At 44.0% G+C, this 24,238-nt stretch carries 21 protein-coding genes; 17 read left to right on the top strand and 4 right to left on the bottom strand.

The window, feature by feature from the left end; translation table 11 throughout:
* Positions 1-7 precede the first annotated feature (7 nt).
* Positions 8-1,315 carry a putative manganese-dependent inorganic diphosphatase gene (locus EYS13_RS00315; RefSeq protein ID WP_227764848.1) on the top strand — a complete coding sequence of 436 codons (1,308 nt, stop codon included), beginning with the start codon at positions 8-10 and terminating at the stop codon, positions 1,313-1,315.
* A 236-nt stretch (positions 1,316-1,551) separates the two neighbouring features.
* Entirely contained in the window at positions 1,552-3,561 is a 2,010-nt protein-coding gene (gene ligA / locus EYS13_RS00320) for an NAD-dependent DNA ligase LigA (RefSeq protein WP_227764850.1), read from the top strand.
* Between the two features lie 586 nt (positions 3,562-4,147).
* On the opposite strand, the gene EYS13_RS00325 is transcribed toward ligA, so the two are convergent.
* The 4 genes from EYS13_RS00325 to EYS13_RS00340 all read right to left on the bottom strand — a co-directional run bounded on the left by EYS13_RS00325 (position 4,148) and on the right by EYS13_RS00340 (position 7,109).
* Positions 4,148-5,353, bottom strand: a complete 1,206-nt coding sequence (locus EYS13_RS00325; protein WP_227764852.1) for an HD-GYP domain-containing protein — start codon at positions 5,351-5,353, stop codon at positions 4,148-4,150.
* 536 nt (positions 5,354-5,889) lie between these two features.
* Positions 5,890-6,021 (bottom strand): cyclic lactone autoinducer peptide, encoded by a 132-nt coding sequence (locus EYS13_RS00330; protein WP_227764854.1) that lies wholly within the window; start codon positions 6,019-6,021, stop codon positions 5,890-5,892.
* The gene (locus EYS13_RS00335; RefSeq protein ID WP_227764856.1) at positions 6,008-6,646 is read right to left on the bottom strand and encodes an accessory gene regulator ArgB-like protein; all 639 of its coding nucleotides are present in this window, start codon (positions 6,644-6,646) and stop codon (positions 6,008-6,010) included. The genes EYS13_RS00330 and EYS13_RS00335 overlap by 14 nt, the downstream gene beginning before the upstream one ends.
* Positions 6,639-7,109, bottom strand: coding sequence for a hypothetical protein (locus EYS13_RS00340; RefSeq protein WP_227764858.1), 471 nt, complete (start codon positions 7,107-7,109; stop codon positions 6,639-6,641). The genes EYS13_RS00335 and EYS13_RS00340 overlap by 8 nt, the downstream gene beginning before the upstream one ends.
* Before the next feature lie 216 nt (positions 7,110-7,325).
* On the opposite strand from EYS13_RS00340, the gene EYS13_RS00345 reads away from it, so the two are divergent.
* From EYS13_RS00345 to EYS13_RS00415, 15 genes are all read left to right on the top strand, one after another.
* Entirely contained in the window at positions 7,326-8,372 is a 1,047-nt protein-coding gene (locus EYS13_RS00345; RefSeq protein WP_227764481.1) for an IS30 family transposase, read from the top strand.
* 347 nt (positions 8,373-8,719) lie between these two features.
* Positions 8,720-9,004 (top strand): Asp-tRNA(Asn)/Glu-tRNA(Gln) amidotransferase subunit GatC, encoded by a 285-nt coding sequence (gene gatC / locus EYS13_RS00350; protein ID WP_227764860.1) that lies wholly within the window; start codon positions 8,720-8,722, stop codon positions 9,002-9,004.
* A gap of 149 nt (positions 9,005-9,153) precedes the next feature.
* Complete coding sequence (gene gatA, locus EYS13_RS00355) at positions 9,154-10,620, top strand: Asp-tRNA(Asn)/Glu-tRNA(Gln) amidotransferase subunit GatA (protein ID WP_227764862.1); 1,467 nt, start codon at positions 9,154-9,156, stop codon at positions 10,618-10,620.
* Positions 10,620-12,068, top strand: coding sequence for an Asp-tRNA(Asn)/Glu-tRNA(Gln) amidotransferase subunit GatB (gene gatB, locus EYS13_RS00360; RefSeq protein ID WP_227764864.1), 1,449 nt, complete (start codon positions 10,620-10,622; stop codon positions 12,066-12,068). The genes gatA and gatB overlap by 1 nt, the downstream gene beginning before the upstream one ends.
* Positions 12,069-12,425: 357 nt before the next feature.
* Positions 12,426-12,962: a helix-turn-helix domain-containing protein gene (locus tag EYS13_RS00365; protein ID WP_227764866.1), complete on the top strand. Its 537-nt coding sequence runs from the start codon at positions 12,426-12,428 to the stop codon at positions 12,960-12,962.
* A gap of 109 nt (positions 12,963-13,071) precedes the next feature.
* Positions 13,072-14,568, top strand: a complete 1,497-nt coding sequence (locus EYS13_RS00370; RefSeq protein ID WP_227764868.1) for a pyridoxal-phosphate dependent enzyme — start codon at positions 13,072-13,074, stop codon at positions 14,566-14,568.
* Positions 14,569-14,652: 84 nt separating this feature from the next.
* On the top strand, positions 14,653-15,315 hold the full coding sequence (gene sdaAB / locus EYS13_RS00375) for an L-serine ammonia-lyase, iron-sulfur-dependent subunit beta (protein WP_227764870.1): 663 nt from the start codon (positions 14,653-14,655) through the stop codon (positions 15,313-15,315).
* 11 nt (positions 15,316-15,326) lie between these two features.
* Positions 15,327-16,223: an L-serine ammonia-lyase, iron-sulfur-dependent, subunit alpha gene (sdaAA, locus tag EYS13_RS00380; RefSeq protein WP_423055308.1), complete on the top strand. Its 897-nt coding sequence runs from the start codon at positions 15,327-15,329 to the stop codon at positions 16,221-16,223.
* A 3-nt stretch (positions 16,224-16,226) separates the two neighbouring features.
* On the top strand, positions 16,227-16,985 hold the full coding sequence (gene yqeC / locus EYS13_RS00385; RefSeq protein WP_227764872.1) for a selenium cofactor biosynthesis protein YqeC: 759 nt from the start codon (positions 16,227-16,229) through the stop codon (positions 16,983-16,985).
* Positions 16,982-17,578, top strand: coding sequence for a molybdenum cofactor cytidylyltransferase (gene mocA / locus EYS13_RS00390; RefSeq protein ID WP_227764875.1), 597 nt, complete (start codon positions 16,982-16,984; stop codon positions 17,576-17,578). The genes yqeC and mocA overlap by 4 nt, the downstream gene beginning before the upstream one ends.
* A 189-nt stretch (positions 17,579-17,767) precedes the next feature.
* Positions 17,768-18,571 (top strand): selenium-dependent molybdenum cofactor biosynthesis protein YqeB, encoded by an 804-nt coding sequence (gene yqeB / locus EYS13_RS00395; RefSeq protein WP_227764876.1) that lies wholly within the window; start codon positions 17,768-17,770, stop codon positions 18,569-18,571.
* 96 nt (positions 18,572-18,667) lie between these two features.
* The gene (locus EYS13_RS00400; protein ID WP_227764878.1) at positions 18,668-19,723 is read left to right on the top strand and encodes an XdhC family protein; all 1,056 of its coding nucleotides are present in this window, start codon (positions 18,668-18,670) and stop codon (positions 19,721-19,723) included.
* Between the two features lie 392 nt (positions 19,724-20,115).
* A complete protein-coding gene (locus EYS13_RS00405; protein WP_227764880.1) occupies positions 20,116-21,357 on the top strand; it encodes a serine hydroxymethyltransferase in 1,242 nt (413 codons plus the stop codon).
* 444 nt (positions 21,358-21,801) lie between these two features.
* On the top strand, positions 21,802-23,010 hold the full coding sequence (locus tag EYS13_RS00410) for a YgeY family selenium metabolism-linked hydrolase (RefSeq protein WP_227764882.1): 1,209 nt from the start codon (positions 21,802-21,804) through the stop codon (positions 23,008-23,010).
* A 102-nt stretch (positions 23,011-23,112) separates the two neighbouring features.
* Positions 23,113-24,111, top strand: coding sequence for an ornithine carbamoyltransferase (locus tag EYS13_RS00415; RefSeq protein ID WP_227764884.1), 999 nt, complete (start codon positions 23,113-23,115; stop codon positions 24,109-24,111).
* Positions 24,112-24,238: the final 127 nt, after the last annotated feature.

Here is a 24,238-nt window from a genome sequence, read left to right on the forward strand (position 1 = left end):
GATCTTTATGTCTGATGAGTTATATATAATCGGGCACCAAAACCCCGATACCGACTCCATTGTTGCAGCGATAGCTTACGCTTATTTTAAAACTGAGTTTCAGGATAAGAGGGCTATCCCAAGCAGATGTGGCAAGATCAATGGGGAGACGGCTTTTGTTTTGGATTATTTTAAACAGGAAGAACCGATTTTATTGGAGGATGTAAAGCCAAGGGCCAGGGATATGTTAAAAGCAGACCCGGTTGCGACTTTGGCCGATGTGAGTTTAAGAGAGGCAGGAAATCAAATGAGGCAGCTGGGGATTAAGACTTTGGCTGTAGTTGATGACTCCGATCGCCTTTTAGGGCTATTGACGGTAGGCGACTTGGCCAGACTTTTGCTGGAAGCTTGGGATATAGGCAGCTTTCCCATGGATGAGCCGGTAGGTAAGTTCATGCGGACGGAAAATTTGGTGGTTTTTCAGGACGATGATTTGGTGGAAGAGATAAAGCCAACCATGTTGGAAACGAGGTTTCGGAACTACCCGGTAGTAGATGCCAACCAGCGGTACCTAGGCATGGTTTCCCGTTATAACCTTCTGGCTTTACGGGGGAAAAAACTGGTGCTGGTTGATCACAATGAAAAAAGTCAAGCTGTGCACGGGGTAGAACAGGCTGAAGTCCTGGAGATTATTGACCACCACCGGATAGCTGATGTGGAAACGCCGGAGCCAATTATGATGCGCAATGAGCCGGTAGGGAGTACGGCGACTATCATAAGTAAAATATACAATGAACATGAGATAGTTCCGCCGCCTAAAATCGCCGGACTGCTTTGTGCAGCAATTTTATCCGACACCCTGATTTTTAAATCGCCTACCACGACTTTTGCTGACAAAAAATACGCAGCGCAGATGGCAGCCGTTTCGGGGCTGGACATGATTGATTTCGGAAAGGCGATGTTTAGGGCCGGCTCAACGGTAGCAGGGCGCACCGGCCAGGATATTCTCTTTGAAGATTTCAAGGAATTCCACCTAGGCAGCAGTGTGGTCGGAATTGGACAAATAGAAGTAGTTGATGCCGATTTAATTAAGGGGAAGATAGCGGAGCTCTTGGCAGCTTTGCAGGAAGCAGAGCGGGAAAAAGGGTATGATTTGGTAATTTTAATGCTGACGGATTTAATGCGGGATGGAACTGAATTGCTTTTCACAGGCAGGCAGAGCAGAGTTGTGGAAAAAGCATTTAACGCCGGACCGGGGCAGAACAGCATCTTTCTACCCGGGGTTATGTCCCGAAAAAAACAGGTAGTACCGCCGCTTAGCAGGTATCTGCAGTGAATTAGCCATCAGCCAGCAGCTATCAGCTCTTAGCTATCAGCTGCAAGTATCAGCTTTATTAGAAGCATTGGCTAGCATTAAAGTTTAAAGAGCGCGAAGCATTAGTTCATACAACTTGATTAACCATTTACTTTTTGTGAATGAAAGTTTGTTTAATGGTTATTAATAAAAGCTGACAGCTGGCAGCTGACGGCTGATGGCTAACAAGCATACTGCATGCATGGAGGAGCTAATCGATGGATTTTTTAGAAGCCAAACAAAGAGTGGAAAAACTGAGGGCTGAGTTAGAGAAGCACAACTACCACTATTATGTGCTGGATTCTCCTTTAATTTCCGATGCACAATATGACAGTCTAATGCGTGAATTGATTGCCATCGAGGAACAGTACCCGCAGCTCTTGACACCTGATTCCCCCAGCCAGAGAGTTGGTGGCAAACCACTGGAGGTGTTTGAAAATTACCGGCACCGCAAGCCCCTTTTGAGCCTGGGGAACGCTTTTGGGGCCGGGGATTTGCAGGACTTCCACCGTCGTGTTACCAGCTTGGTTGGCAAGCAGGTGGAATATGTGGTAGAAACCAAGATCGATGGTCTTTCCATTGCCCTCATTTACGAAAATGGAATTTTGGTGCGGGGTGCTACCAGGGGTGACGGGGAAACAGGGGAGGATGTGACTAGTAACCTTAAAACTATTCCTGCTGTCCCTTTGCGGCTTACGAAAAAGTTGCCTCGCTTGGAGGTCCGGGGAGAAGCCTACATGCCAAAAGCGGCTTTTGCCCGCCTAAATCAGGAGCGGGAAGAAAACGGTGAGCCGTTATTTGCCAATCCGCGGAACGCTGCTGCCGGTTCAATCCGCCAGTTAGATCCTAAAATTACGGCTTCCCGTTCTTTAAGTGCTTTCATTTACGAAATCACTTATATAGAGGGTCAGGAGATTTCCACCCACTGGGATGCATTACAATATCTCCGGGAGTTAGGTTTTCCCGTGGACCGCAATCATAAATTGTGCACTACTATTGAAGAAGTAATAGCCTACTGTCAGGAATGGACTACCAAGCGCTCCGAACTGCCTTTTGAAATTGACGGAATGGTAGTTAAAGTCAATAACTTTGCACAGCAAGAGGAGCTGGGCAGCACCGCGAAAAGCCCGCGCTGGGCCATAGCCTATAAGTTCCCTGCCGAACAGGCAGTTACAACTGTAGAAGATATTATTGTCCGGGTGGGGCGGACCGGAGTTCTTACCCCTACTGCTGTTTTAACGCCGGTCAAAGTAGCAGGGTCTACGGTTAGCCGGGCTACTTTACACAATGAGGACATTATCAGGGAAAAAGACATCAGAATAGGCGATACAGTGGTTATTCAAAAAGCTGGCGATGTCATCCCCGAAGTGGTAGAAGTGCTAAAAGATAAAAGAACTGGTTCCGAAAGGGAATTTAATTTGCCTAAAACATGCCCCGAGTGTGGTTCGGCAGTTGTCAGGCTGGAAAATGAAGCGGCAGCCCGCTGCACCGGAGGGTTGGCTTGTCCAGCCCAAATCAGGGAGGGCATTATCCACTTTGTTTCGCGGGACGCCATGAACATTGAAGGCTTGGGCCCTAAAGTGGTAGAGCAGCTCTTGAATGCAGGCCTGATCAAAGATGCTGGAGATTTATATTACCTTGAATTTAAGGACCTGGTGAAGTTGGAAAGGATGGGAGAGCAATCGGCTGCAAACCTTTTGCGTGCTATAGAGGAAAGCAAACAAAGGGGGCTCGGGCAGTTGGTTTTTGCTCTGGGTATCAGGCACGTGGGTGCAAGGGCAGGAAAGATTTTGGCGGAGCATTTTGGCTCTTTGAGCGCTTTGAGCCAGGCGAGTTTGGATGAACTGCTGGCAGTACCCGATGTAGGCCCCAAAGTTGCCGAAAGTATTCGCACATTTTTTGCTGAACCCGTTAATCAGCAGGTTATAGAAAAGTTACGCCGGGCCGGCGTAAAAATGGAAGTTGAACGTAAAGCTATGGGGCAGGGAGTCCTGCAGGGCAAGCTGTTCGTGTTGACAGGGACCTTGGAAACGCTGACTCGGAAAGAAGCGGAGAAATTGATTGAAAAACACGGTGGAAAGACAACTTCCAGCGTGAGCAAAAACACGGATTATGTTGTAGTGGGTAAAGATCCGGGCTCAAAGTATGAAAAGGCCCTTAAGCTGGGAATAACCATTCTGGGCGAAGCGGAGTTGCTGGCATTAATAGGTGAAAAAAATCAAGGATGAGCAAATCTCATCCTTGATTTTATTGCATATTCGATACATAGGTTTTTCGACAGACCTTCATGCTGCTGTCGCAGCGCCATCAGAAAAATGAAAAATAGTAACCCATTGTGTCGCAGCTGCTCTTTTTGACGGGCCGTAGAGCGCTCTGTGAAGAGTATAATTGGGGACATTCCCCGAACAAATATAAATCTTGCATAAGGGTGTGTCCCCTGACCTGTCCGGTCGAGCAGCATGGACTCACGAAGCGCTGGAGCGGCAGGACAGAGCGAAAGCCGCGTGCCGTTGGAAGTCCGGCACCGAGCAGTTGGTGCTCTTGATTCAGACAGCGGGAGCGACAGGACATAAACGTTATAGCTACTTTCGAGATAGCTTAGTTAGCGAAAATTAAAAGCACCAGAATCAGGAATATGGCAAATGCCATATGAGGACCGAAGAAACCATCTTTAAAACCTCCACCAAATCCTGCTCCCATTAAAGAATACCTCCTTACTTTAGTAATTTGTTTCTTGCCTAATATAGCTTATGAAAAATTAAACAGAATGTGATGGGTGAAAAAAATATAAACTCCAGGGTAGCTGGAGTTAGTTTAAGCTAAATTTTTTTCTAGCTTTCCTTTCGTAAACAAACGAATAAAGTGTTCCACCAAATGAGGGTCAAATTGAGTACCCGAACACCGTCTCAATTCCTCCAGGGCTGCCTCTCTTTCCATAGCAGTTTTATACGGCCTGTTGGTGGTCATGGCATCAAAGCTGTCTGCAATCCGCAAGATTCTTGCTTCAAGGGGGATGGCATCGCCTTTTAGTCCTGACGGGTAACCTGTGCCGTCAAAATTCTCATGGTGGTGTAGAATAAGTGGGGAGATATCCCGAAAGGCCCTGATAGGTTTGACTATTTCCGCTCCCCAAACCGGATGCTGGTTAAAAATATGACGTTCTTCAGCAGTCAGTACAGTTGTTTTATTCAGTATATCCCGGGATATCTCGATTTTGCCAATGTCATGCAAAAATGCTCCGTATGCGATACATTTGACTTGATTTTCGGTCAGACCTATTTCTTTGGCCAGTTCCTGGGCGTAGAGAGCGACCCGTTCGGAATGGCCATAGGTATACCTGTCTTTGGCGTTGATGATGCTCACTAACGTACGCACGGAGTTGATTAAATCCTGCTCGTTTTTTCTTACCGAATTGCCGAGCTCATTAAAAACGGTAAAATATAATTCCACTTTATTTTTCGCGCTGTTTTTAGCTTTGTATAAGGCTTCATCTGCGCTGCGAATCAGCTCTTTTTTATTATCGGCATGTTCCGGATAACCGGCGATCCCGCAGGAGATAGTAAGCCGTCCTTGAGGCAGCAACTCGGCACCGTAAAAATCATGGGCGGAAATGTTGGAGCGTAAAGTATCAGCAACAACTACAGCTTGCTTGGCAGTTAAACCGGGAAGAATTATGGCGAACTCTTCTCCTCCATACCTGGCGGCAATGCCGATTTTGCCGATTTCGGCTTTTAATATTTTCCCAATCTCTTTGAGTACTTCATCACCTTGCTGATGTCCGTATGTGTCATTGTAAAACTTAAAATAATCAATATCCATCATGATCAGAGCCAGGTTAGTGTTGTTGACGCACGCTTGCTCCAGCTCAAAACTTAAAACTTCTTGGAAATGGCGGTGATTTGCCAGTCCGGTCAGATCGTCGTAATTAGCCAGGTTCTCAAGGTACTGCTGGGTTTCCAGCTCAATATTCCGCAGGTTGCCTATAAGCCAGTTGATCAAGAAGATTATACCAATCAACAAAATATCTGAATCAAAAGCATCGTATGTATTACTAGCTTTGAAATTATTTACGACATTTATGAATAGAAGTGCAAATGAGCACAAAGCAGTAACTGCGGTTCTATATATTTTATCGTAGTTTAAAGCTGCTAATATTACCGGCATAAAAAAAAGCATTTTAATGTCGATATATTTTGAACCAAATAAGTTTAAAATAATAATTATTAAAATGGTGCAACAAACAAAAATATAATTTGCCAAGGTTGGCTTTTTTAAGGACAGGATTTGACCTTTGTATTTATATAAAACCAAATAAAGCAAGAGTGAAAAAGCAAAACTTATTAAAAAGGCACCTCTTCCAAAATATAAGTTATTGGGATCTATAACTTTAAGTCTATTGATAATCATGAAGACTGCAGCTAAATATATTAAGTAAGTTGTAATATGGGTTATTATTAAGTACTCCTCAATTTTATTAGAAGTTTTTTTATACCAATCTCTCATAACTGTACATCCTCTGAATTGGCAAAGGGCGGCAAAAACCGCCCTTAATGAGATTATTTTTGCAATGTTTTAGGTAGTTTAGGTTGATACCAAGTAACTTGACAAGCTGAAGCAGCACTTATTGTGGCGAACAAGGTAAGAATGCTTACAATACCTGTTAAGAAAGCTAATTTAATTTTGGTCATATTTTAACCCTCCTTTCAAAACCCATGATAGGGCATAATCAACTTTATCTATAAGTATAAAGCCCAAAGGAGTTATTGAGATACTGTGGCAAATTATTCCCAGACATGAAGCAATGACAACAGGAAAAGCAAATGCGATTTTTGCAAAGTGCATTAAATATAAAGCCATAAAGGTTATAAACAATGTAACAAAGGAAAGCATTCTTAACTTTTTACAGTACTTTTCTGACATGGGTTTTTCAGGTGTTTGTGCTGGAGACCAAAAATAATGAATAGTAAAAGCAATTATTGAAGTTAATATCAAAATGATAGTTTGGTTTGCTACTAGGAATTCATTGAAAATATCGATTAATTTTGCAAGAGAAGTAAACGTGATACTACTAAACAACGCACAGTTTAACATAGTTTTGCAATGGGCACCACCCGCAGTAACTTTAACAATTGCAAATGAAGCAAGAACAACAAGCATTATTTTAAATACTCCGAGCAGCCAACTGATAAGAAAAGTCAGAAGCAAGCTAAAAGCTGTAGAAAGCACTGATTCCAGACCAAATTTAATGATTTCGAACTGTTCCTCATTTAAGTTAGTATTTTTAACAAGATATAAGCAAAATCGTTCAATCACAGCTGTCCTTCCTTACTGTTTTTTGTTTATTGAAATAATTGAGAATAAAAGCTAAAGAAAGTAAGATTAGAACTTGAGGAAGGCCTAGTAATGTCCATAGCCATTGGTTCTTATATAATTCTTGAAAAGAAATGTTTAAGAAATTGAGTAATGCACCAAGTAGAAATTCACTGGCTGCAACAGTTATCATATTGGTTAAAGCGGCCATAAAAGCTAAACTTAATTTACATTTTGTAAACGAAACTAGAAGGACTACCAAAATAAAAATTAAAATAATAGTATGTACACCGTACGAGATAGGTAACAATCTAATTGAAAACGCAGAAATGCCGTATATAACACCAATTCTTAAAATTAAATTCCAAATTAAAGGCAATTTAATGATTGCAAAGCAAAAAGCTGTGGAAGCTATAGTTTCAGGTAACCCCTGAAATAAGAAAGTAATCCATGGCATTTTAAGCAAAATTATCTCTCCCTCTCGTCCTTCCAATGCTGCTAAAGCATTATTCGACGAATTTCCAAGAATTCCTTTATTTACTAGAGAATTTTAAGAGAATTTTAAGATGGTTCATTGTAAAATTAAATGCAACAGGTAAAATACAGTAAAAAAATAAACAACCATAGTGAGAAATCATGTATGATTTAGGTGTCTACTCCAAACATACAGGAGGTCTCTACTATGGCTGTTCAATCCAAGTCTACCACAACTGTACGTTCTTTTAAACACCTAAGTGTTTTTGAACGAGGTCAGATTGCCGCTCTCTTAAAAGAAGGTAAAACTCAACGTTATATTGCTAACAAGTTAGGTCGCTCACCAAGTACAATTAGTCGCGAAATTAAAAGAGGAACCACAATTCAAAGGCGTTCGGATTTATCAACTTATGAAGAATATTTTCCCGAAACTGGACAGGCAATATATAAGAAAAACCGTATGAACTGTGGGGCAAAGTGCAAGCTGGCTCAGGTTGAAGATTTTCTGAAATTTGCAGAAGATAAGATACTGCACGAAAAATGGTCGCCAGATGCAGTTGCCGGTTCTTGCAAACGAGATCCTAAATGGCAAGATGCTACCATTGTCTGCACCAAAACTTTGTATAGTTACATAGACCAAGGGTTGCTAACAGTCCGAAATATTGATTTAAGCCTTAAACTTAGATTAAAGCCTAAAAGTAAAAGGGTTCGTCAGAACAAACGCATCATGGGAATAAGTATTGACCAAAGACCAGAAGAAGTACAACAACGCCAAACTTTTGGTCATTGGGAAATTGATACTGTAGTAGGTAAACGAGCAAATGATTCAGTTATTTTAACCCTAACTGAACGAAAAACCCGCCACGAGCTGTTATTTCTCTTGGATACAAAAGACAGTAATGCTGTTAATAATGCACTTTTAGAGCTTAAGAATTACTACGGTGAGCAAATTTCCAACGTATTTCGTACTATTACAGCAGACAACGGTTCCGAATTTAGTGAGCTATCCGAAACCATGAAACCATTAGGAATTGAAGTTTACTTTTCTCATCCTTATTCCTCCTGGGAACGAGGAACCAATGAACGTCATAATGGGCTTCTACGCCGTTTTGTACCTAAAGGAAAAGCCATTAAGGAATTTTCAGCAGCAACGATAGAGCGCATACAGCACTGGCTAAATAAGCTTCCACGTAAAATATTAGGTTATAAAACGCCAGAAGAATGTTTCCGTGAGGAGCTATCCAAAATAGCTTAAGCCCTCCTTCTTGGGGGATTATAGAGCTCATTTGATGGTAGTCAAGGGTAAAGACTTCGTCTTGCCTAGCGGCAACCCTTGACAACCCTCTGCATTCGCTCAATAAAGTAGCCAAGAAGGGCTTAAAGATGGATATTATTCTTTAAAACCTAAAATCATGATGATTCTCACTAGAGGTGTTGCATTTAATATTGCAATTTAGAGAGAATTTTAAGATAAAAACGAAAAAATCGTTGAAGTTGCAGAGGTTGATTTGTTTTGTTATAATTGGTAAAGATGTTTTTTGTCAAAAAATAGTAAAGTAGATACCATGCCTTAATGAACTTATCCTCAGGAAGGTGAAGGAATTGAATATAACCAAGAAAGATGTTGAGCATGTGGCCTTGCTGGCCCGCCTGGAACTTACCGAAGCTGAAAAAGAGAATTATACCAAAGAACTAAATGCAATCCTCGAATTTATGGACAAACTCAATGCATTGGATACAACCGGGGTCCAGCCAACAGCCCATGTTTTGAATATCCACAATGTGTTCAGGGAAGACGTGGCTTCAAATAATTTGGACCGGGAGGCAGTACTGCAAAATGCGCCGGATCAAAAAGACGGCCAGTTCCGCGTTCCAAGAATAGTATAAATTCTTGTCCTCCGTCGCCAGTCCTTGGTCACAAGTCAAGAGTGCACTGCTGGGATGGGGGTGCTTCGCACTAAGATTACTTAAAAAATACAGCCTAAAGCCATTGGCTAGTGGCTGACAGCTAACGGCTGGTCTAGGGGGTAACGGTTTTGGAACTGTATGAATTGACAGCCCATGAATTACGGGAAAAGTTAATAAAAAAAGAAATCAGCTCGGTTGAGCTTACTAATGTTTTTTACAGCAGAATTGAAGCGGTGGAAAACCACATCAAGTCCTACGTGACTTTTACCAAAGAGCGGGCGCTTAAGAAAGCGCGGCAGATTGATGCAATGCTGGCCAGGGGTGAACAAACCCACCCGCTGGCAGGTATCCCGATGGCCCTTAAGGATAATCTTTGTACCCAGGGAGTGAGGACCACCTGTTCTTCGAAAATGCTGGAAAATTACATACCGCCTTACGATGCAACAGTAGTGGAAAGACTAGATGCTGCCGGAGCGGTAACGCTTGGCAAGTTAAACATGGATGAATTTGCTATGGGTTCATCAACCGAAAATTCCCGTTTCTTCCCCACTTGTAACCCATGGGATTTAGAGCGGGTGCCGGGCGGTTCCAGCGGCGGGCCCTCAGCGGCGGTAGCAGCAGGCGAAGCCGTTTATTCTCTTGGTTCAGATACAGGAGGCTCTATTCGCCAACCTGCTTCCTTATGTGGTGTGGTGGGCTTAAAGCCTACATATGGTTTGGTTTCGCGCTATGGTTTGGTCGCTTTTGCGTCTTCCTTGGACCAAATCGGCCCATTTACCAGGGATGTCACCGATTGTGCTCTGGTGCTGCAGGCAATAGCCGGGCATGACCCCATGGATTCAACTTCCGCAGATTTACCAGTGCCAAACTACCAGGAAGCTTTAATACCCGATGTAAAGGGCCTAAAAATAGGGGTGCCAAAAGAGTATTTTGCTGCCGGTTTGGACCCGGAAGTGGAACAACTGGTTAAACAAGCCATTAAGAAATACGAGGAGTTGGGGGCGATTATTGAAGAAACCTCCATGCCTCACACCGAATATGCCTTGCCGGCTTATTATGTTATTGCCCCTGCCGAGTGCAGTTCAAATCTGGCCAGGTATGACGGCGTTCGTTATGGTTACCGGGACAAGGATGCCGAAGATATTGTCAGCATGTTCATGAAAACCCGGGATGAAGGGTTCGGTCCGGAAGTTAAAAGGAGGATTATGCTGGGCACCTATGCTTTAAGTTCCGGATATTATGATGCTTATTACCTTAAAGCGCTGAAGGTCAGAACCTTGATCAAACAAGATTTTGATAGGGCTTTTACTAAATATGATGTATTATTAACGCCTACCACCACTTCAGTCGCATTCAAGTTCGGGGAAAAAACAGATGATCCTTTGGCCATGTATCAGAACGACATTTGCACTGTGACCATTAATCTAGCCGGGGTGCCAGCTATTTCCATTCCATGCGGTTTTAGCCGGGGTTTGCCGGTAGGATTACAACTAATTGCCAAACCGTTCGGGGAAACCACTTTATTCAGGGCGGCCTATGCTTTCGAAAGTGTAACAGATTATCACCGGCAAAGACCGCAAGTGGGGGTGAAGTAATGAGCAGGGAATATGAAGCAGTAATTGGGTTGGAAGTACATGCAGAGTTAAAAACCAATTCTAAAATATTTTGCTCCTGCACTACGGAATTCGGCGGTGAACCCAATACTCATGTCTGCCCGGTTTGCCTCGGGTTGCCAGGAGTTTTGCCTGTTTTAAACAAAAAGGTAGTTGAATATGCCATGAAGGCAGGCCTGGCTTTAAACTGTAAAATTGCCTCATTTAGCAAGTTTGACCGGAAAAATTATTATTATCCCGATTTACCCAAGAACTTTCAGACTTCCCAATATGATCTGCCTATTGCGCAAAATGGTTACCTGGACATCGAAGTGGACGGACAAGTTAAGCGCATTGGCATTACCAGGGTGCACATGGAGGAAGATGCAGGTAAACTGGTCCACTCCGGTGAAACTATTACTACTTCTTCCGGTTCGCTGGTAGACTATAACAGGGCCGGTGTACCTTTAATCGAGATCGTATCGGAACCGGATTTGAGATCCCCGCAAGAAGCAAGGGCTTATATGGAGCTGTTGAAATCCATCCTGGAATATACCGAGGTTTCGGACTGTAAAATGGAAGAAGGTTCGCTGCGCTGCGACGCTAACGTTTCCGTAAGACCTAAAGGCACCTCGGAATTTGGTACCAAAACCGAAATCAAGAACATGAACTCTTTTAAAGCGCTGCAGAGGGCATTGGAATATGAGATTGAGCGGCAAATTCAGGTACTGGAAGAGGGAGGTAAGGTTATCCAGGAAACGCGCTCCTGGGATGAGGCAAAAGGGGTAACTGTTTCCATGCGCAGCAAAGAAGAAGCTCATGATTACCGCTATTTTCCTGAGCCTGACCTGGTGCCCATTGTTATTGACGAAGAGTGGGTGGAAAGCATCAGAAAGAGCTTACCAGAGCTGCCTCAGGCCAGGAAAAAGCGCCTGATGGAAGATTTCGGACTTCCTGCATATGACGCTGAAGTTCTAACCGGCTCCAAGGCGTTAGCTGAATTTTTTGATGCGGTGATGCAGCATTACAAAGATCCTAAAGTGGTTTCCAACTGGTTGATGGGAGAACTGTTGAGGTTGCTCAATGCCAGCAATAAAAGCATAGCGGAATCGCCGATTAAGCCACAGGGTTTGGCTGAATTATTAAACCTGCTGGACAAGGGGACTATCAGCGGTAAAATAGCCAAACAGGTTTTTGAAGAAATGTTTAACTCGGGTGAGTCGGCTGAAGCCATTGTAAAAGCTAAGGGCTTGGTGCAAATCAGTGATGAAGGTGCCATCGCCGCAGTAGTCGAGCAGGTCATTGCCAATAACCCCAAATCAGTGGAGGATTTTAAAAACGGCAAGGAACAAGCTATCGGTTACCTGGTGGGACAGGTGATGAAAGAAACCAAAGGCAAAGCTAACCCAGCCCTGGTCAATAAGCTGTTGAGGGAGCAACTGAGCAAATAGGCAGTATGGCAGCCATCAGCTATCAGCCGTCAGCCAAATAAAGATTCCCCTCACGAAAGCTATTTAATACTATTTTATTATTTAAAGATTTAGCACCAGCCATTGCTGGTGCTTTAAAATTAAATTATTGCTAGCTGCTAGCTGATGGCTGAAAGCTGAAAGCTGAAAGCCAATAGCAGCTGATGTGAAGAATTTCTGTTGCAAAGAAGGATTTTTTTAAAATCTGGTAGAATTAAGAATTAAATTTTAGTTAAAAAAGTATGCTATTTATGTAGCTATATTTTAAATTTTAAGTTAGAATTATGGTAGGATTTAAAACATGCTGCAAAAAGTAAAGGGGACTGAAGGGGGAAAATCATGCTAGGTGAAAAAATCCGTAGGAAACGCATAGAAAAAAATATGAGTTTAAAAGAACTCGCTGAAAAAATAGAACTAACAGCAAGTTTTCTCAGTCAGGTTGAACGGGAACTGGCTGAACCTTCTATAACATCCCTGCGCAAGATTGCGGAAGCATTGGATGTGCCTATTTTTTATTTCCTGCTGGATGACGAAGACCACAGCCCGGTGGTTAGAAAAAGTCAAAGGAAGGTTTTGCGTTTTCCGCAGTCCCACCTTACTTATGAACTGTTGTCGCCTGATTTGAACAGGCAAATGGAAGTGCTTATCGCTAGGCTGGACCCCGGGGCATCCAGTGGTGACGAGGCTTCCTCCCACCCTGGAGAGGAGTGCATCTTGGTATTAGAAGGTAAAATGGAAATCAAGGTAGGTGAGGAAACTTATTACTTGGAGGAAGGGGATAGTATTTACTATTTTGCTTCAATACCGCATTCTTTAAGAAACTGTGGTGATGGCCAGTTAGTGTTTTTGTCAGCGATAACACCGCCTCAATTTTAGTGTCAGGGAACAGTTTTATTGGTTTTTAAGCGCCCTATGGTTTATGCCTGGGAGCTAAAAATAAACTAAAACATTATGTGCCAACAAAATAATGAAAGGGGTAAGAAACATGGCAAAATGGAAGTTAATAGACTTGACTATCCATGAAGAAACTCTAGAAAAAACTGTACAGCGTGCTAGGGAAAGAAACATCATTATTCCCACAATTGAGCAAATGAAGAATCCCGAAAAGATCCCTGCTAAGATCAAAGAACAATTAAAAAGCATTGGGCTATGGGATATCAATCCTTTAAACTTATTTAGAATTACCTGGAAAAACGAACCCGTTAAAGAAGGTGGGCTTTACAACTCTCTTCCTAACTATATCGAAATACCTCCCGAAATATCCGGTGTTAATGCGAGAATCTTTGCACTTTCCGGCAAATGGTTCCCTATTGGCGCCCATAAAGTTGGTGCAAGTTTTGCATGTTTAGTCCCGCGGCTTGTTACCGGACAATTCGATCCTACTTTCCACCAGGCTGTATGGCCTTCAACCGGTAACTACTGCCGTGGCGGAGCATATAACTCCTCGTTATTAGCTTGCCAGTCAATCGCTATCCTACCTGAAAACATGAGCAAAGAGCGCTTCGAGTGGCTGAAGAAAGTTGCAGGAGAAGTCATTGCTACTCCGGGATGTGAAAGTAACGTCAAAGAGATCTACGATAAGACTTGGGAATTGAGAAGAACCAGAGATAACGTTATGATTTTCAACCAATTTGGTGAATTGGGCAACCACCTCTGGCACTACGAAGTTACAGGCCATGCTATGGAAGATGTTCTTAAGGCAGAAATGGGTCCCAATGACAGACTGGCAGGCGTGTGCTTAACTTCGGGCTCTGCCGGTACCCTGGGCAGTGGAGACTACCTGAAGGATGTCTATCCGAACAGCAAGATTGCCGTGGGCGAGGCATTACAGTGCCCCACACTCTTAAATAACGGTTTTGGCGATCACAGGATTGAAGGTATTGGCGATAAGCACGTACCCTGGATTCATAACGTAAAGAATACAGATATGGTTATTGCCATTGATGATAACGACAGTTTAGGCTTATTCCGCCTGTTCAACGAGCCTGCCGGCCACGAATACCTCAGAGAACAAGGGGTTTCTGAAGAATTAATTGCTAAGCTTCCGTGGGTAGGTATTTCCGGCGCTGCCAACATCTTGTGTGCCATTAAGTTTGCCAAGTACTATGAATTGACCAAGAACGATGTAGTTATTACTGTGCTGACAGATTCCGCCGAGATGTATCAATCCAGATTGGAAGAAATGAGAGAGGCAAAAGGCGGCAAATATGAGAAATTTGATGCTGCTATTGACCATGCTAAACACGTTCAGGCGGTCAGAACCGATTCAATGCAAGAATTAACTTACCAAGACAGGAAACGTATTCATAACCTGAAATACTACACTTGGATTGAACAGCAGATGTATGATCTTGATGAGTTGAATGCCCAGTGGTACGATTATGACAATTACTGGGGTGAGCTGCATAAGATGGCCCCGGAACTTGACAAGTTAATTAAGCAATTTAACGACAGAACAGGATTGCTTAAAGGTTTAGAGTAAAATATGCTCAGGTCAAGAGCAGAACAAATTAACAACTAACAACGGCTAATTTTAGCGAAGAGTTGCAGGAGGAGTTGGCCGGGAATGACGTTGGACGTTTTTGATATTATTGGCCCCATCATGATTGGGCCGTCCAGTTCCCATACTGCCGGGGCAGTGCGTTTAGGCAGGCTTGCTCAAGCAGTTTTCGGGGAAATACCGGAACAAGTTGATATTTTCCTGCACGGATCTTTTGCAAAGACTTACAAGGGCCACGGTACAGACGTGGCCCTTGTAGCAGGTCTTTTGGGTTTAGATACTGACGATGCGGGAATTGCTTCAGCCCTTGAGTTGGCAAAAGTTCGGGGTTTGACTGTTAGTTTTATTCCTGCTGATTTGGGGGCTGTCCACCCTAATACTGCCAAGCTGGTTATGCGCAAACAGGGCAGAAAAAGGGAGGTTTTGGGCTCCTCCATTGGCGGCGGTAACATTGTGGTAACTCAAATTGACGAATTTACTGTTGATTTGCGGGGCGATTTTTACACTATTATTGCTACTTATCTTGACCGCCCAGGCATGGTTGCCAAAGTTTCCGCACTTTTGGCCAAAGGCAGGGTAAACATTGCCCAAATGAAAGTATCCAGGGTTGATAAAGGCGCCCAAGCCCTGATGGTGGTAGAAATTGATAATCAGGTGCCCGATGAAATAGCAGAGGAAATACGAGGGTTGGAAGGTATACAGAGTTTGTTGAAGATTAAACCTATCTAGCGAAAGGAGGACTGGAAGCGATGTTCTATAAAACCGTGGCGGAACTAGTGAAAACAGCTGAACAAAGAAAGTGTCCCATTTCAACCATTGTACTGGAGAATCAAGTAGAAAACACGGAACTGACCTTAGATGAACTGCTGAAACAGATGGATAAAAACTGGTCAGTTATGGTTGAAGCTATGGAGCGGGGACTAAATGAAGAGGTGCGCTCCGTCAGCGGGTTGACCGGTGGTGACGCCAAAAAACTGTATCAGGCGCATTTAAGTGGTTCCAGTCCCCTTAGCGGTGGTCCTGTTATGGAGACGGTAGCCAGGGCTTTGGCTGTGGCGGAAGTGAATGCTGCCATGGGCAGAATCGTGGCTGCCCCTACAGCAGGTTCTTGCGGTGTAGTGCCGGCCGTTGTTTATACTGTTGCCAATTTAAGAGGCAATTCCCGTTCTGACATAGTGAAAGCGCTTTTTACTGCTGCGGGATTTGGCATGATTATCGCTTACAATGCCTCAATTTCGGGAGCAGAGGGTGGCTGCCAGGCAGAATGTGGTTCGGCATCCTGTATGGCGGCTGCGGCCGCGGTGGAATTGGCCGGCGGAACTCCGGTTCAGGCTGCCCATGCCGGAGCTATTGCTTTAAAAAATGTTTTAGGTCTTGTATGCGATCCGGTTGCTGGTTTGGTAGAAGTCCCGTGCATCAAGCGCAATGCCATGGCAGCTGCCAACGCTATGGTTGCCGCCGATTTGGCGTTATCCGGCATTGAGAGCCGGATACCTATAGATGAGGTAATTGGCGCTATGAAGGAGATCGGAAAATCCATGCCGGCAACTTTAAAGGAAACAGCTTGCGGGGGATTAGCCAATACACCTACGGCAAGACTTTTGGAAAGGCAGCTCTTTGAAGCTTACGAGGAGTAATTCATGAATATTTCAGAAGTTTTGGATTTAGATAAATATAGGGTGATAACGCTGGTTGGGGCAGGGGGGAAGACCTCCACGCTGCTGGCGATGGCCCATGAAGTACAAGAAAAGGGTATTAAAACAATTATTACAACCACAACTAAAATGGCTGGCGATGAGGTCGCCGGCTTTAAGCTGATTTTGCACAATTCACTGGAAAAGCTGAGCTCCGGTTTGGCAGCTGGCCTCCATCAAGCGGGCGCTGTTGTTGTTGGCCGTGGGATGAGTGCTGAAGGGAAACTGCTGGGGATTGCGCCTGAGTGGGTAAGCGTCTTGAGTGATTACTCCCCAGACTGCATTTTTCTGATTGAGGGGGACGGTGCTGCCAGAAAACCCTTTAAAGCTCCCGGTAATAATGAGCCGGTTGTTCCTGACCGCACTAATCTGTTAATTGGGTTAGTGGGTGTGGATGCAATCGGCTTGTCATTAACTGAGGATAATATCCATCGGGCACACCGAGTCAGCAGTTTAACAGGTCTGCCCCTGGGTGCTGATTTAACCGTACAGGCTATTGCCGAGGTAATGATGCATCGCCATGGGTATAAAAAAAATCTGCCTCCCCACGCAGAGTACCTGGCCGTAATTAATAAAGTAGACACTTTCAGGGAGCTGCGGCAAGCAAGGGAATTGGCTGCTGCGCTTTTAGCAGCAGGATGCCCGAAAGTAATCATAGCAGCTATGCAGCAAAAATTTAAAGTCCGGGAGGTGCTGACCCGGTGAAAATTGCAGTTGTAATTCTTGCTGCAGGCAAAGCTTCCCGCATGGGCAGGACCAAGCAGCTTCTACCCTGGGGTGAAAGCACATTGCTGGGCAGTACTATAGATTTATACACCGGAGCAAAGGTTGATGAAGTTATAGTAGTGGTCGGACATTGTGCTGCTGAAATCAGGGCTGCCTTAAAAGATAAAGCTGTTCGCTGGGTAGAAAACAAAGCATATGAACAGGGTATGTCCACCTCCCTGAAAGCAGGTATAGAGGCTTTAAATGATGGTGTTTCAGCAGTTTTACTGGCCTTGGGGGATTTGCCGTTATTGAAAAAGGAAACCATTAGGTGTATGCTTAAAATATATAAAAATAATAATTGTAAAATAGTTATTCCTTATTATCACAATAAGAGGGGTAATCCTGTTTTAATTTCCAGGGAATTATTTCCGGAGCTTTTAGCTATCCAAGGGGATCAGGGGGCCAGGGAAGTAATAAAAAAATACGAAAGCCAGGTCTATAAACTCCCCGTAGATGATCCCGGCATCCTGCAGGATGTTGATACTTGGGAAGATTATAAAAGGCTGTTAGCTCAAAGCCATCAGCCATGAGCTATCTTGAAAATAGCTATAACGTCTATGTCCTGTCGCTCCCAAGGTAGCTTCCACGGACATAAACGTTGACCTAATTTTCACTGTACTGCTGGTGCTGACGATAAGCAATGGTGTCTATTTTGAAAATGTGGCGGCTAACGTGCATAGCGCATGCATTGCTGTGCGACGCTTTGGAGGTGTAATGGTTTGAACCAAATATTAGTACTAATCAAGGGGGCCGGCGATTTGGCCACGGGTGTGGCGCACCGCTTGTTCAGGGCTGGATTTCGGGTCTTAATGACCGAATTGGCACAGCCTACGGTAATTCGCCGCACTGTATCCTTTGCTGAAGCCATCTATACCGGTGAGAATAATGTTGAAGGGATAAGTGCAAGAGTAGCGACAGAAGATAATTGGCAAGAAGTGCTGGCACAGGCCAAAGTTCCGGTTTTGGTTGACCCTGAGGCTAAAATTATTGGACAGGCTAAACCGGAAGTGGTGATAGATGCGATCATTGCGAAAAAAAACCTTGGTACTAACCCACGGTTGGCGCCGGTTGTCATAGCTCTAGGCCCTGGATTTTCCGCCCCGGAAGATGCCCATGCCGTTATTGAAACCCAGCGGGGCCACGATTTAGGAAGGGTGATCTACCGGGGACAGGCCCTGCCTAACACAGGTGTTCCCGGCGAAATCGGAGGTAAAAGCTGGGAAAGGGTGTTACGCGCTCCCAGGGACGGTGTGTTTCAAAGTCAGGCGCAAATTGGTGATTTTGTACAGGCGGGCCAAGTAGTAGGACATGTGGAAGGGGTGCCTGTATCATCCTTACTAACGGGGTACTTACGTGGCATCCTGCGTGACGGTCTGGAGGTCCACGAGGGAATGAAAATAGGTGATGTAGATCCCCGAGCCGAAAAGTCTCACTGCTTTACTATTTCCGATAAGGCCAGAGCTCTTGGAGGAGCGGTTTTGGAGGCTATGCTATATCTCCTTCGCCAACAAGGAGTGTTATGAGTTTTGAGTTTTGAGTTTTGAGTTTTGAGTTATGAGTTTTGAGTTATGAGTTTTGAGCGAAGGTTGCGTTGGTCGCTGAAGAGGAGAGAATAATATATGGATAAAAAAGTGCTTGATGCCATAATTGAATTAGTTAGTGAGGAAACCCCTGCGGTATTGGCTACCATCATAAAAGTAACAGGTTCTGTTCCTCGGCACGAGGGCGCTAAAATGCTGGTTTTCCCCGAAGGCAGGGTAGTTGGGACGATTGGCGGCGGTTGTGGAGAGGCTGAGGTCCGCAGGGAAGCGCTCATTGTATTGGATACTAACCAGCCCAGAAGTTACTCGGTCTACTTAAACAGCGATTTGGCTGCTGATGAAGGTATGGTTTGTGGCGGGATAATGGAAGTTTTTTTGGAACCGGTAGGAGAAAAACTTATCTTTCAAAAAGCCCGAGAGTGTTTGGAAGCTTCCCGCCCTGCTGTGTTAGTAACAGCTTTAGAACAGCGTGCGCGCAAGGCCCTTTATGACGTGAACGGGAAACTGCTGGCAGGCGAAGAGCAACCGGGCATAACAGCAGATAAATTAAAAACCGTTTTTGCTGCGGGTCGCGCTTCTTCCGAAGATTTTCCGGGTTTGGGGCGCGTGCTGCTGGAGCCGGTTCTACCTGTAGAAAAGCTGTTAATCTTAGGAGCAGGGCATGTTGCCCAGCCGGTGGCTCTAATGGGCAAATGGCTGGATTTTCATGTTACCGTTATTGATGACCGGCCTGACTTTGCCAATCAGGTCCGTTATCCCGGGGTGGATGAAGTTATCTGCGCCGATTTTGTAAGCGCTATCCGCCAGTATGGCATTGATCCAAATACATACATAGTTATTGTTACGAGAGGACATCAATACGATGAAGCCTGCCTGCGGGAGGTATTGGGCAGTTCCGCCAAGTACCTGGGGATGATTGGCAGCAGGAGAAGGGTCAAGCTGTTATTAAATAAACTTAAGGAGGAAGGATTCCCTGCGGAGGACCTAGATAAAGTAAAAAGCCCGATTGGTTTAAATATCGGGGCAGAAACACCTGCTGAAATTGCTGTCAGTATCTTGGCGGAAATTATAGCTGTGCGCAGAGGCCGGGATAGCTGTCAGCCACCAGCCGTCAGCTGTCAGCCAAAACAATAGGGTGCTTACCACACCACCGTGAGTACTAATACGTAAAATATGTATCTGTAAGAGCGGTTTTAGGGTATAAAATGACAAGGTTGTTGGCTGAAGGCTGATAGCTGATTGCTGATTGCTAACATTCATACTGCCTGCATTAAATATAATTAAATTTTTTAAAGTGTAAAAAAGGAATTCCCTGTTCAGCGTTGAATATAATTAAATACATGGGACATAATTTAAGAAGTGTTTAATTTTTTCCAGATTATAGCTTGAATGCAGTTTTGGTCGAAATTTTAAATCTATCCTGGGTTGGTTAGTTGCAGTTGCCTGCTTGTGACCCCTTTTAACGTTGACGCAACTGTTAACTGCTTTTAATTTATTTTAACTTGTTAATGCTAGGAGGATGGAGGATGAAACATTTACGGGAAATTGACCCGGAAATTGCCGAGGTTCTTGATTTGGAACGCGGCAGGCAAAATGACAAGATTGAGCTGATTGCTTCCGAAAACTTTGTGAGCCCTGCTGTGATGGAGGCCCAAGGTTCAGTACTGACAAACAAGTATGCCGAAGGTTATCCTGGTAAGCGCTACTATGGCGGCTGTGAGTATGTAGATATTGCTGAAAACCTCGCCAGAGAAAGGGCAAAAAAACTTTTTGGCGCTGACCATGCTAACGTACAGCCCCATTCGGGGGCTAATGCCAACACTGCCGTATACCTGGCGGTATTAAAACCAGGAGATACAGTATTAGGCATGAATTTAGCCCATGGTGGTCACTTAACTCATGGAAGTCCGGTAAACATCTCGGGACTTTACTATAACTTTGTTCCGTATGGCGTAGATGAAGTTACCCAAACTATAGACTATGATAAAGTAGCTGAGTTGGCCAGGGAACATAAGCCAAAATTGCTTGTTGCCGGAGCCAGCGCTTACCCGCGCAAATTTGATTTTGCGAGATTAAAGGACATAGCCGATGAAGTAGGGGCTCTATTTATGGTGGATATGGCCCACATCGCCGGTCTTGTAGCCACTGGACTTCATCCTAACCCGGTTCCATATGCGGACTTTGTAACTTCTACTACCCATAAAACTTTAAGGGGACCAAGAGGCGGGCTCATTCTGTGCAAAGAAGAGCATGCCAAAGCTATTGACAAAGCTGTATTCCCGGGCTTGCAAGGCGGACCGCTGATGCATGTTATTGCGGCCAAAGCCGTAGCCTTTAAAGAAGCTTTAAGTCCCGCTTTTAAGGCCTATCAAGAGCAGGTGGTAAAAAATGCTGCTACCTTAGCAAAAGCCCTGATGGACAAAGGGTTTAACCTTGTCTCCGGCGGCACTGACAACCACTTGATGTTGGTAGATGTACGCAGTCGTCAGCTTACAGGTAAAGAAGCAGAGCACCGTTTGGATGAAATTGGCATCACAGTAAACAAAAATGCTATTCCTTTTGACCCTGAAAGCCCATTTGTAACCAGTGGCATCCGCATTGGTACACCTGCTGCTACAACAAGGGGCTTTAAAGAAGAGGATATGCTTGCCGTAGCCGAAATCATAGATAAAGCATTGTCGCCGGCATTCGAAAGCAGCATTGAAGAACTCAGGGCCAGGGTGAAAGAATTGTGTGCTAAAGCGCCTCTTTACAAAGATTTATATTAATTAAAAACCCGTGTTAAGATTTTGTTAAGGTGCTGCCTAGGAGCAGGATTTTGTAAAAGAAAGTCGAATATACTTAGCTAAGCTAAGCAGATAAGAATATAACTAAAAGATAATTTCATTACCACGGCCCAGGTGCCGGGAACCAGGGTACGGGAAAAATTTGCGTCAAAGCGCTAATGCCGGTTGGTGTTGGCGCTTTTTATATTGTAGGGCAGAGTTGCCATTAATTTGGTTATTTTATTCTATATAATTGTAAAAATCTAAAAAAGTTTAGAAATAGAAAAAGGATTTTCGCAAAATGTGGTGAATATACTACTTGGATATGATTTAAATACTGGTCTATAATTTAATATTATTTAAAAAGAGTTATCGTTTACTGGATTCCATTATCGATTGCATACTATGAAAATCTAGGTGAAAAATATTGTAGAAAGGATGCGCGCAATGGCTGCTAACCTGAAAGACTTAGCTCAAAAAATAAATGAATACGTGGAAAAGGAACAAGATAATATTGTACAGTTCTTAAAGGAGTTTATTGCCATTGAAAGTGTTACCTATAACGAAGGAAATGCAGTCAAATTTTTAGCCGATAAAATGAAAGAATTCGGCTATGATGAGGTGAGAATAGATCCCGTCGGCAATGTGATAGGACGCATTGGCTCCGGAAAAACGGTTCTATTGTATGATGCCCATATTGATACTGTAGAACCGGGAGAGGCTAAAGACTGGGGATTTAACCCGCTGGAAGCCCAAGTTAAGGAGGGCGTTATTCATGGCCGTGGTGCGGTGGATGATAAGGGCTGCTTGGCAGGTATAACATACGCTGGTAAAGCCATCAAAGAGCTTGGTTTAGAAAGTGATTTTACCTTATGGGTATCAGGTTCGATATCTGAAGAAGATGTTGAAGGATCCTGCGTACAAGCGATGATGGAAGAAAATAAGGATATTAAGCCTGATTTTATTCTAGTCGCTGAACCGAGCAGCATGAGGTTGGTAAGAGGTCATAAAGGCAGGGCCTTATTGAAGATTACAGTTCCTGGCAAGGCCGCCCATGCCAGTGCCGCCTGGAGAGGCGAAAATGCTTTGATTAAAGCTTTGCCGATTATAGAAGGTATCGACAAATATAATGATTTTATTGAAGATCCTTTTTTGGGCAAAGGGACCATAGAAGTTACCAAAGTTGATTGTAAGACACCGTCTTTAAATACAATTCCAGGAGAAGTTACAATCATCTGCGACCGCCGAATTTCATGCGGGGAATCAATTGAGGACCTGCTTAACGAAGTGAAGCCGTTTGTTGATAAAGTCTCAGGAGCGAAAGCTGAAATCGATACGGAGAAAGTTACTTCGTACACCGGCTATGAGATTACTTGTGTTGATTACTTCCCTTCTTGGGTCATGCCGGAAGATCACAAGATTGTAGTTGCAGGTAGAAAGGCTTTTAGTACACTCTTTGGCAAAGAACCGGTTGTAGGCAAGTGGGATTTTTGCACCAATGCAACTCACTTATGTGGCAGAACAGGTATTCCCAGCCTGGGATTTGGGCCCGGCGATGAATCCTTATGCCACTCAACCGAAGATAAAGTGCCTATTAGCGAGTTAGTTGATGCCATTAAGTTTTATGCATTATTTCCATTTGCCATAATTGAATAATGTGGAAACTTGGCCGCGCTAAATTCCCTGAAAAGAAGGATTAGTGCAGGCTTTAGTTTACATAACATTGCAGAATTTATAAAAATAAAAGGAGGAAAAAAGATGCAAACACATTTCAAGGGTAAGCACCTATTATGCGAACAAGACTGGACAAATGAGGAACTGGAAACTTTATTTAGAGTGGCTGAAGATCTCAAAATGAAGTATGCCATGGATGTTCCTCATGAACTATGTAAAAATAAATCTTTGTTCATGCTTTTCTTCGAAGAATCAACCCGTACCAGAAACGCTTTCGAGTGTGGAATTACACAGCTCGGCGGTCATGCCAACTACCTAACTCCGAAAGCTACCCAGATTGATCACGGCGAAACAGCAAAAGATACCATTGAAGTGCTGAGCCGCATGGGCCATGGTATCGGGATCCGTAACACCTTGGTAGGCGGACATAAATGGATGGCTGAAGTGGCTAAATACTCTAAAATACCCGTTTACAACATGCAGTGCGATATCTGGCATCCAACCCAATCTATTGCCGACTTGTTTACTATCAGGGAGAAATTTGGCACGAACTTGAGAGGTCTAAAGTTTGTTATTTCCTGGACCTCTGCTCCCAACTATGTACGTCCCTTATCAATGGCCCAATCTCTTGTTGCTTTGATGCCTCGTTTTGGGATGGATGTAACTTTGGCTCATCCTGAGAAATTCGATTTGATGCCGGAAGTTATTGAAATGGCCAAAGAAAACGCCAGAAAGGCCGGTTCTAAATTTGAAATTGTGCATGATATGGATGAGGCGTGCAAAGATGCCGATATCATCTATGCTAAAGGTTGGGGTCCGATTATGCACGTGGGCAATGACGAGGCTGCCGGCTTGAAACTTATTGATGAGAACCCGGGCTGGATCGTTGACAGCAGACGGATGAAGCTTGCGAAAGAGCACGCAATCTACATGCACTGCATGCCTGCCGACCGTGACGTAGAAGTAACAAGCGAGGTTATGGATGGACCGCAGTCAGTCCTCTACGATCAAGCTGAAAACAGGATGCATACCATTAAAGCTTTAATGGCTTTAACTATGGGTAACGTAGCTTCGAGAAGATAAATTGGATGCTAATCAATTTCTTGAGAATAAAAAAGCCTAACCTTAGGTTAGGCTTTTTTTATAGTAAATTATCAGGTGGCAATTAAATACCATGGATGGCTTTTTGTTTCAAAGTTATAATATACCA

The sequence above is a fragment of the Zhaonella formicivorans genome, assembly GCF_004353525.1.
GTDB lineage: Bacteria > Bacillota > DUOV01 > DUOV01 > Zhaonellaceae > Zhaonella > Zhaonella formicivorans.

Excerpts from the sequence above, each read along its gene's own strand:
- EYS13_RS00315 (WP_227764848.1), top strand. The coding sequence starts at position 8 with ATGTCTGATGAGTTATATATAATCGGGCACCAAAACCCCGATACCGAC.
- ligA (WP_227764850.1), top strand. The coding sequence starts at position 1,552 with ATGGATTTTTTAGAAGCCAAACAAAGAGTGGAAAAACTGAGGGCTGAG.
- EYS13_RS00330 (WP_227764854.1), bottom strand. The coding sequence starts at position 6,021 with ATGACCAAAATTAAATTAGCTTTCTTAACAGGTATTGTAAGCATTCTT.
- EYS13_RS00345 (WP_227764481.1), top strand. The coding sequence starts at position 7,326 with ATGGCTGTTCAATCCAAGTCTACCACAACTGTACGTTCTTTTAAACAC.
- gatB (WP_227764864.1), top strand. The coding sequence starts at position 10,620 with ATGAGCAGGGAATATGAAGCAGTAATTGGGTTGGAAGTACATGCAGAG.
- EYS13_RS00365 (WP_227764866.1), top strand. The coding sequence starts at position 12,426 with ATGCTAGGTGAAAAAATCCGTAGGAAACGCATAGAAAAAAATATGAGT.
- EYS13_RS00370 (WP_227764868.1), top strand. The coding sequence starts at position 13,072 with ATGGCAAAATGGAAGTTAATAGACTTGACTATCCATGAAGAAACTCTA.
- sdaAB (WP_227764870.1), top strand. The coding sequence starts at position 14,653 with ATGACGTTGGACGTTTTTGATATTATTGGCCCCATCATGATTGGGCCG.
- yqeC (WP_227764872.1), top strand. The coding sequence starts at position 16,227 with ATGAATATTTCAGAAGTTTTGGATTTAGATAAATATAGGGTGATAACG.
- EYS13_RS00400 (WP_227764878.1), top strand. The coding sequence starts at position 18,668 with ATGGATAAAAAAGTGCTTGATGCCATAATTGAATTAGTTAGTGAGGAA.
- EYS13_RS00405 (WP_227764880.1), top strand. The coding sequence starts at position 20,116 with ATGAAACATTTACGGGAAATTGACCCGGAAATTGCCGAGGTTCTTGAT.
- EYS13_RS00410 (WP_227764882.1), top strand. The coding sequence starts at position 21,802 with ATGGCTGCTAACCTGAAAGACTTAGCTCAAAAAATAAATGAATACGTG.
- EYS13_RS00415 (WP_227764884.1), top strand. The coding sequence starts at position 23,113 with ATGCAAACACATTTCAAGGGTAAGCACCTATTATGCGAACAAGACTGG.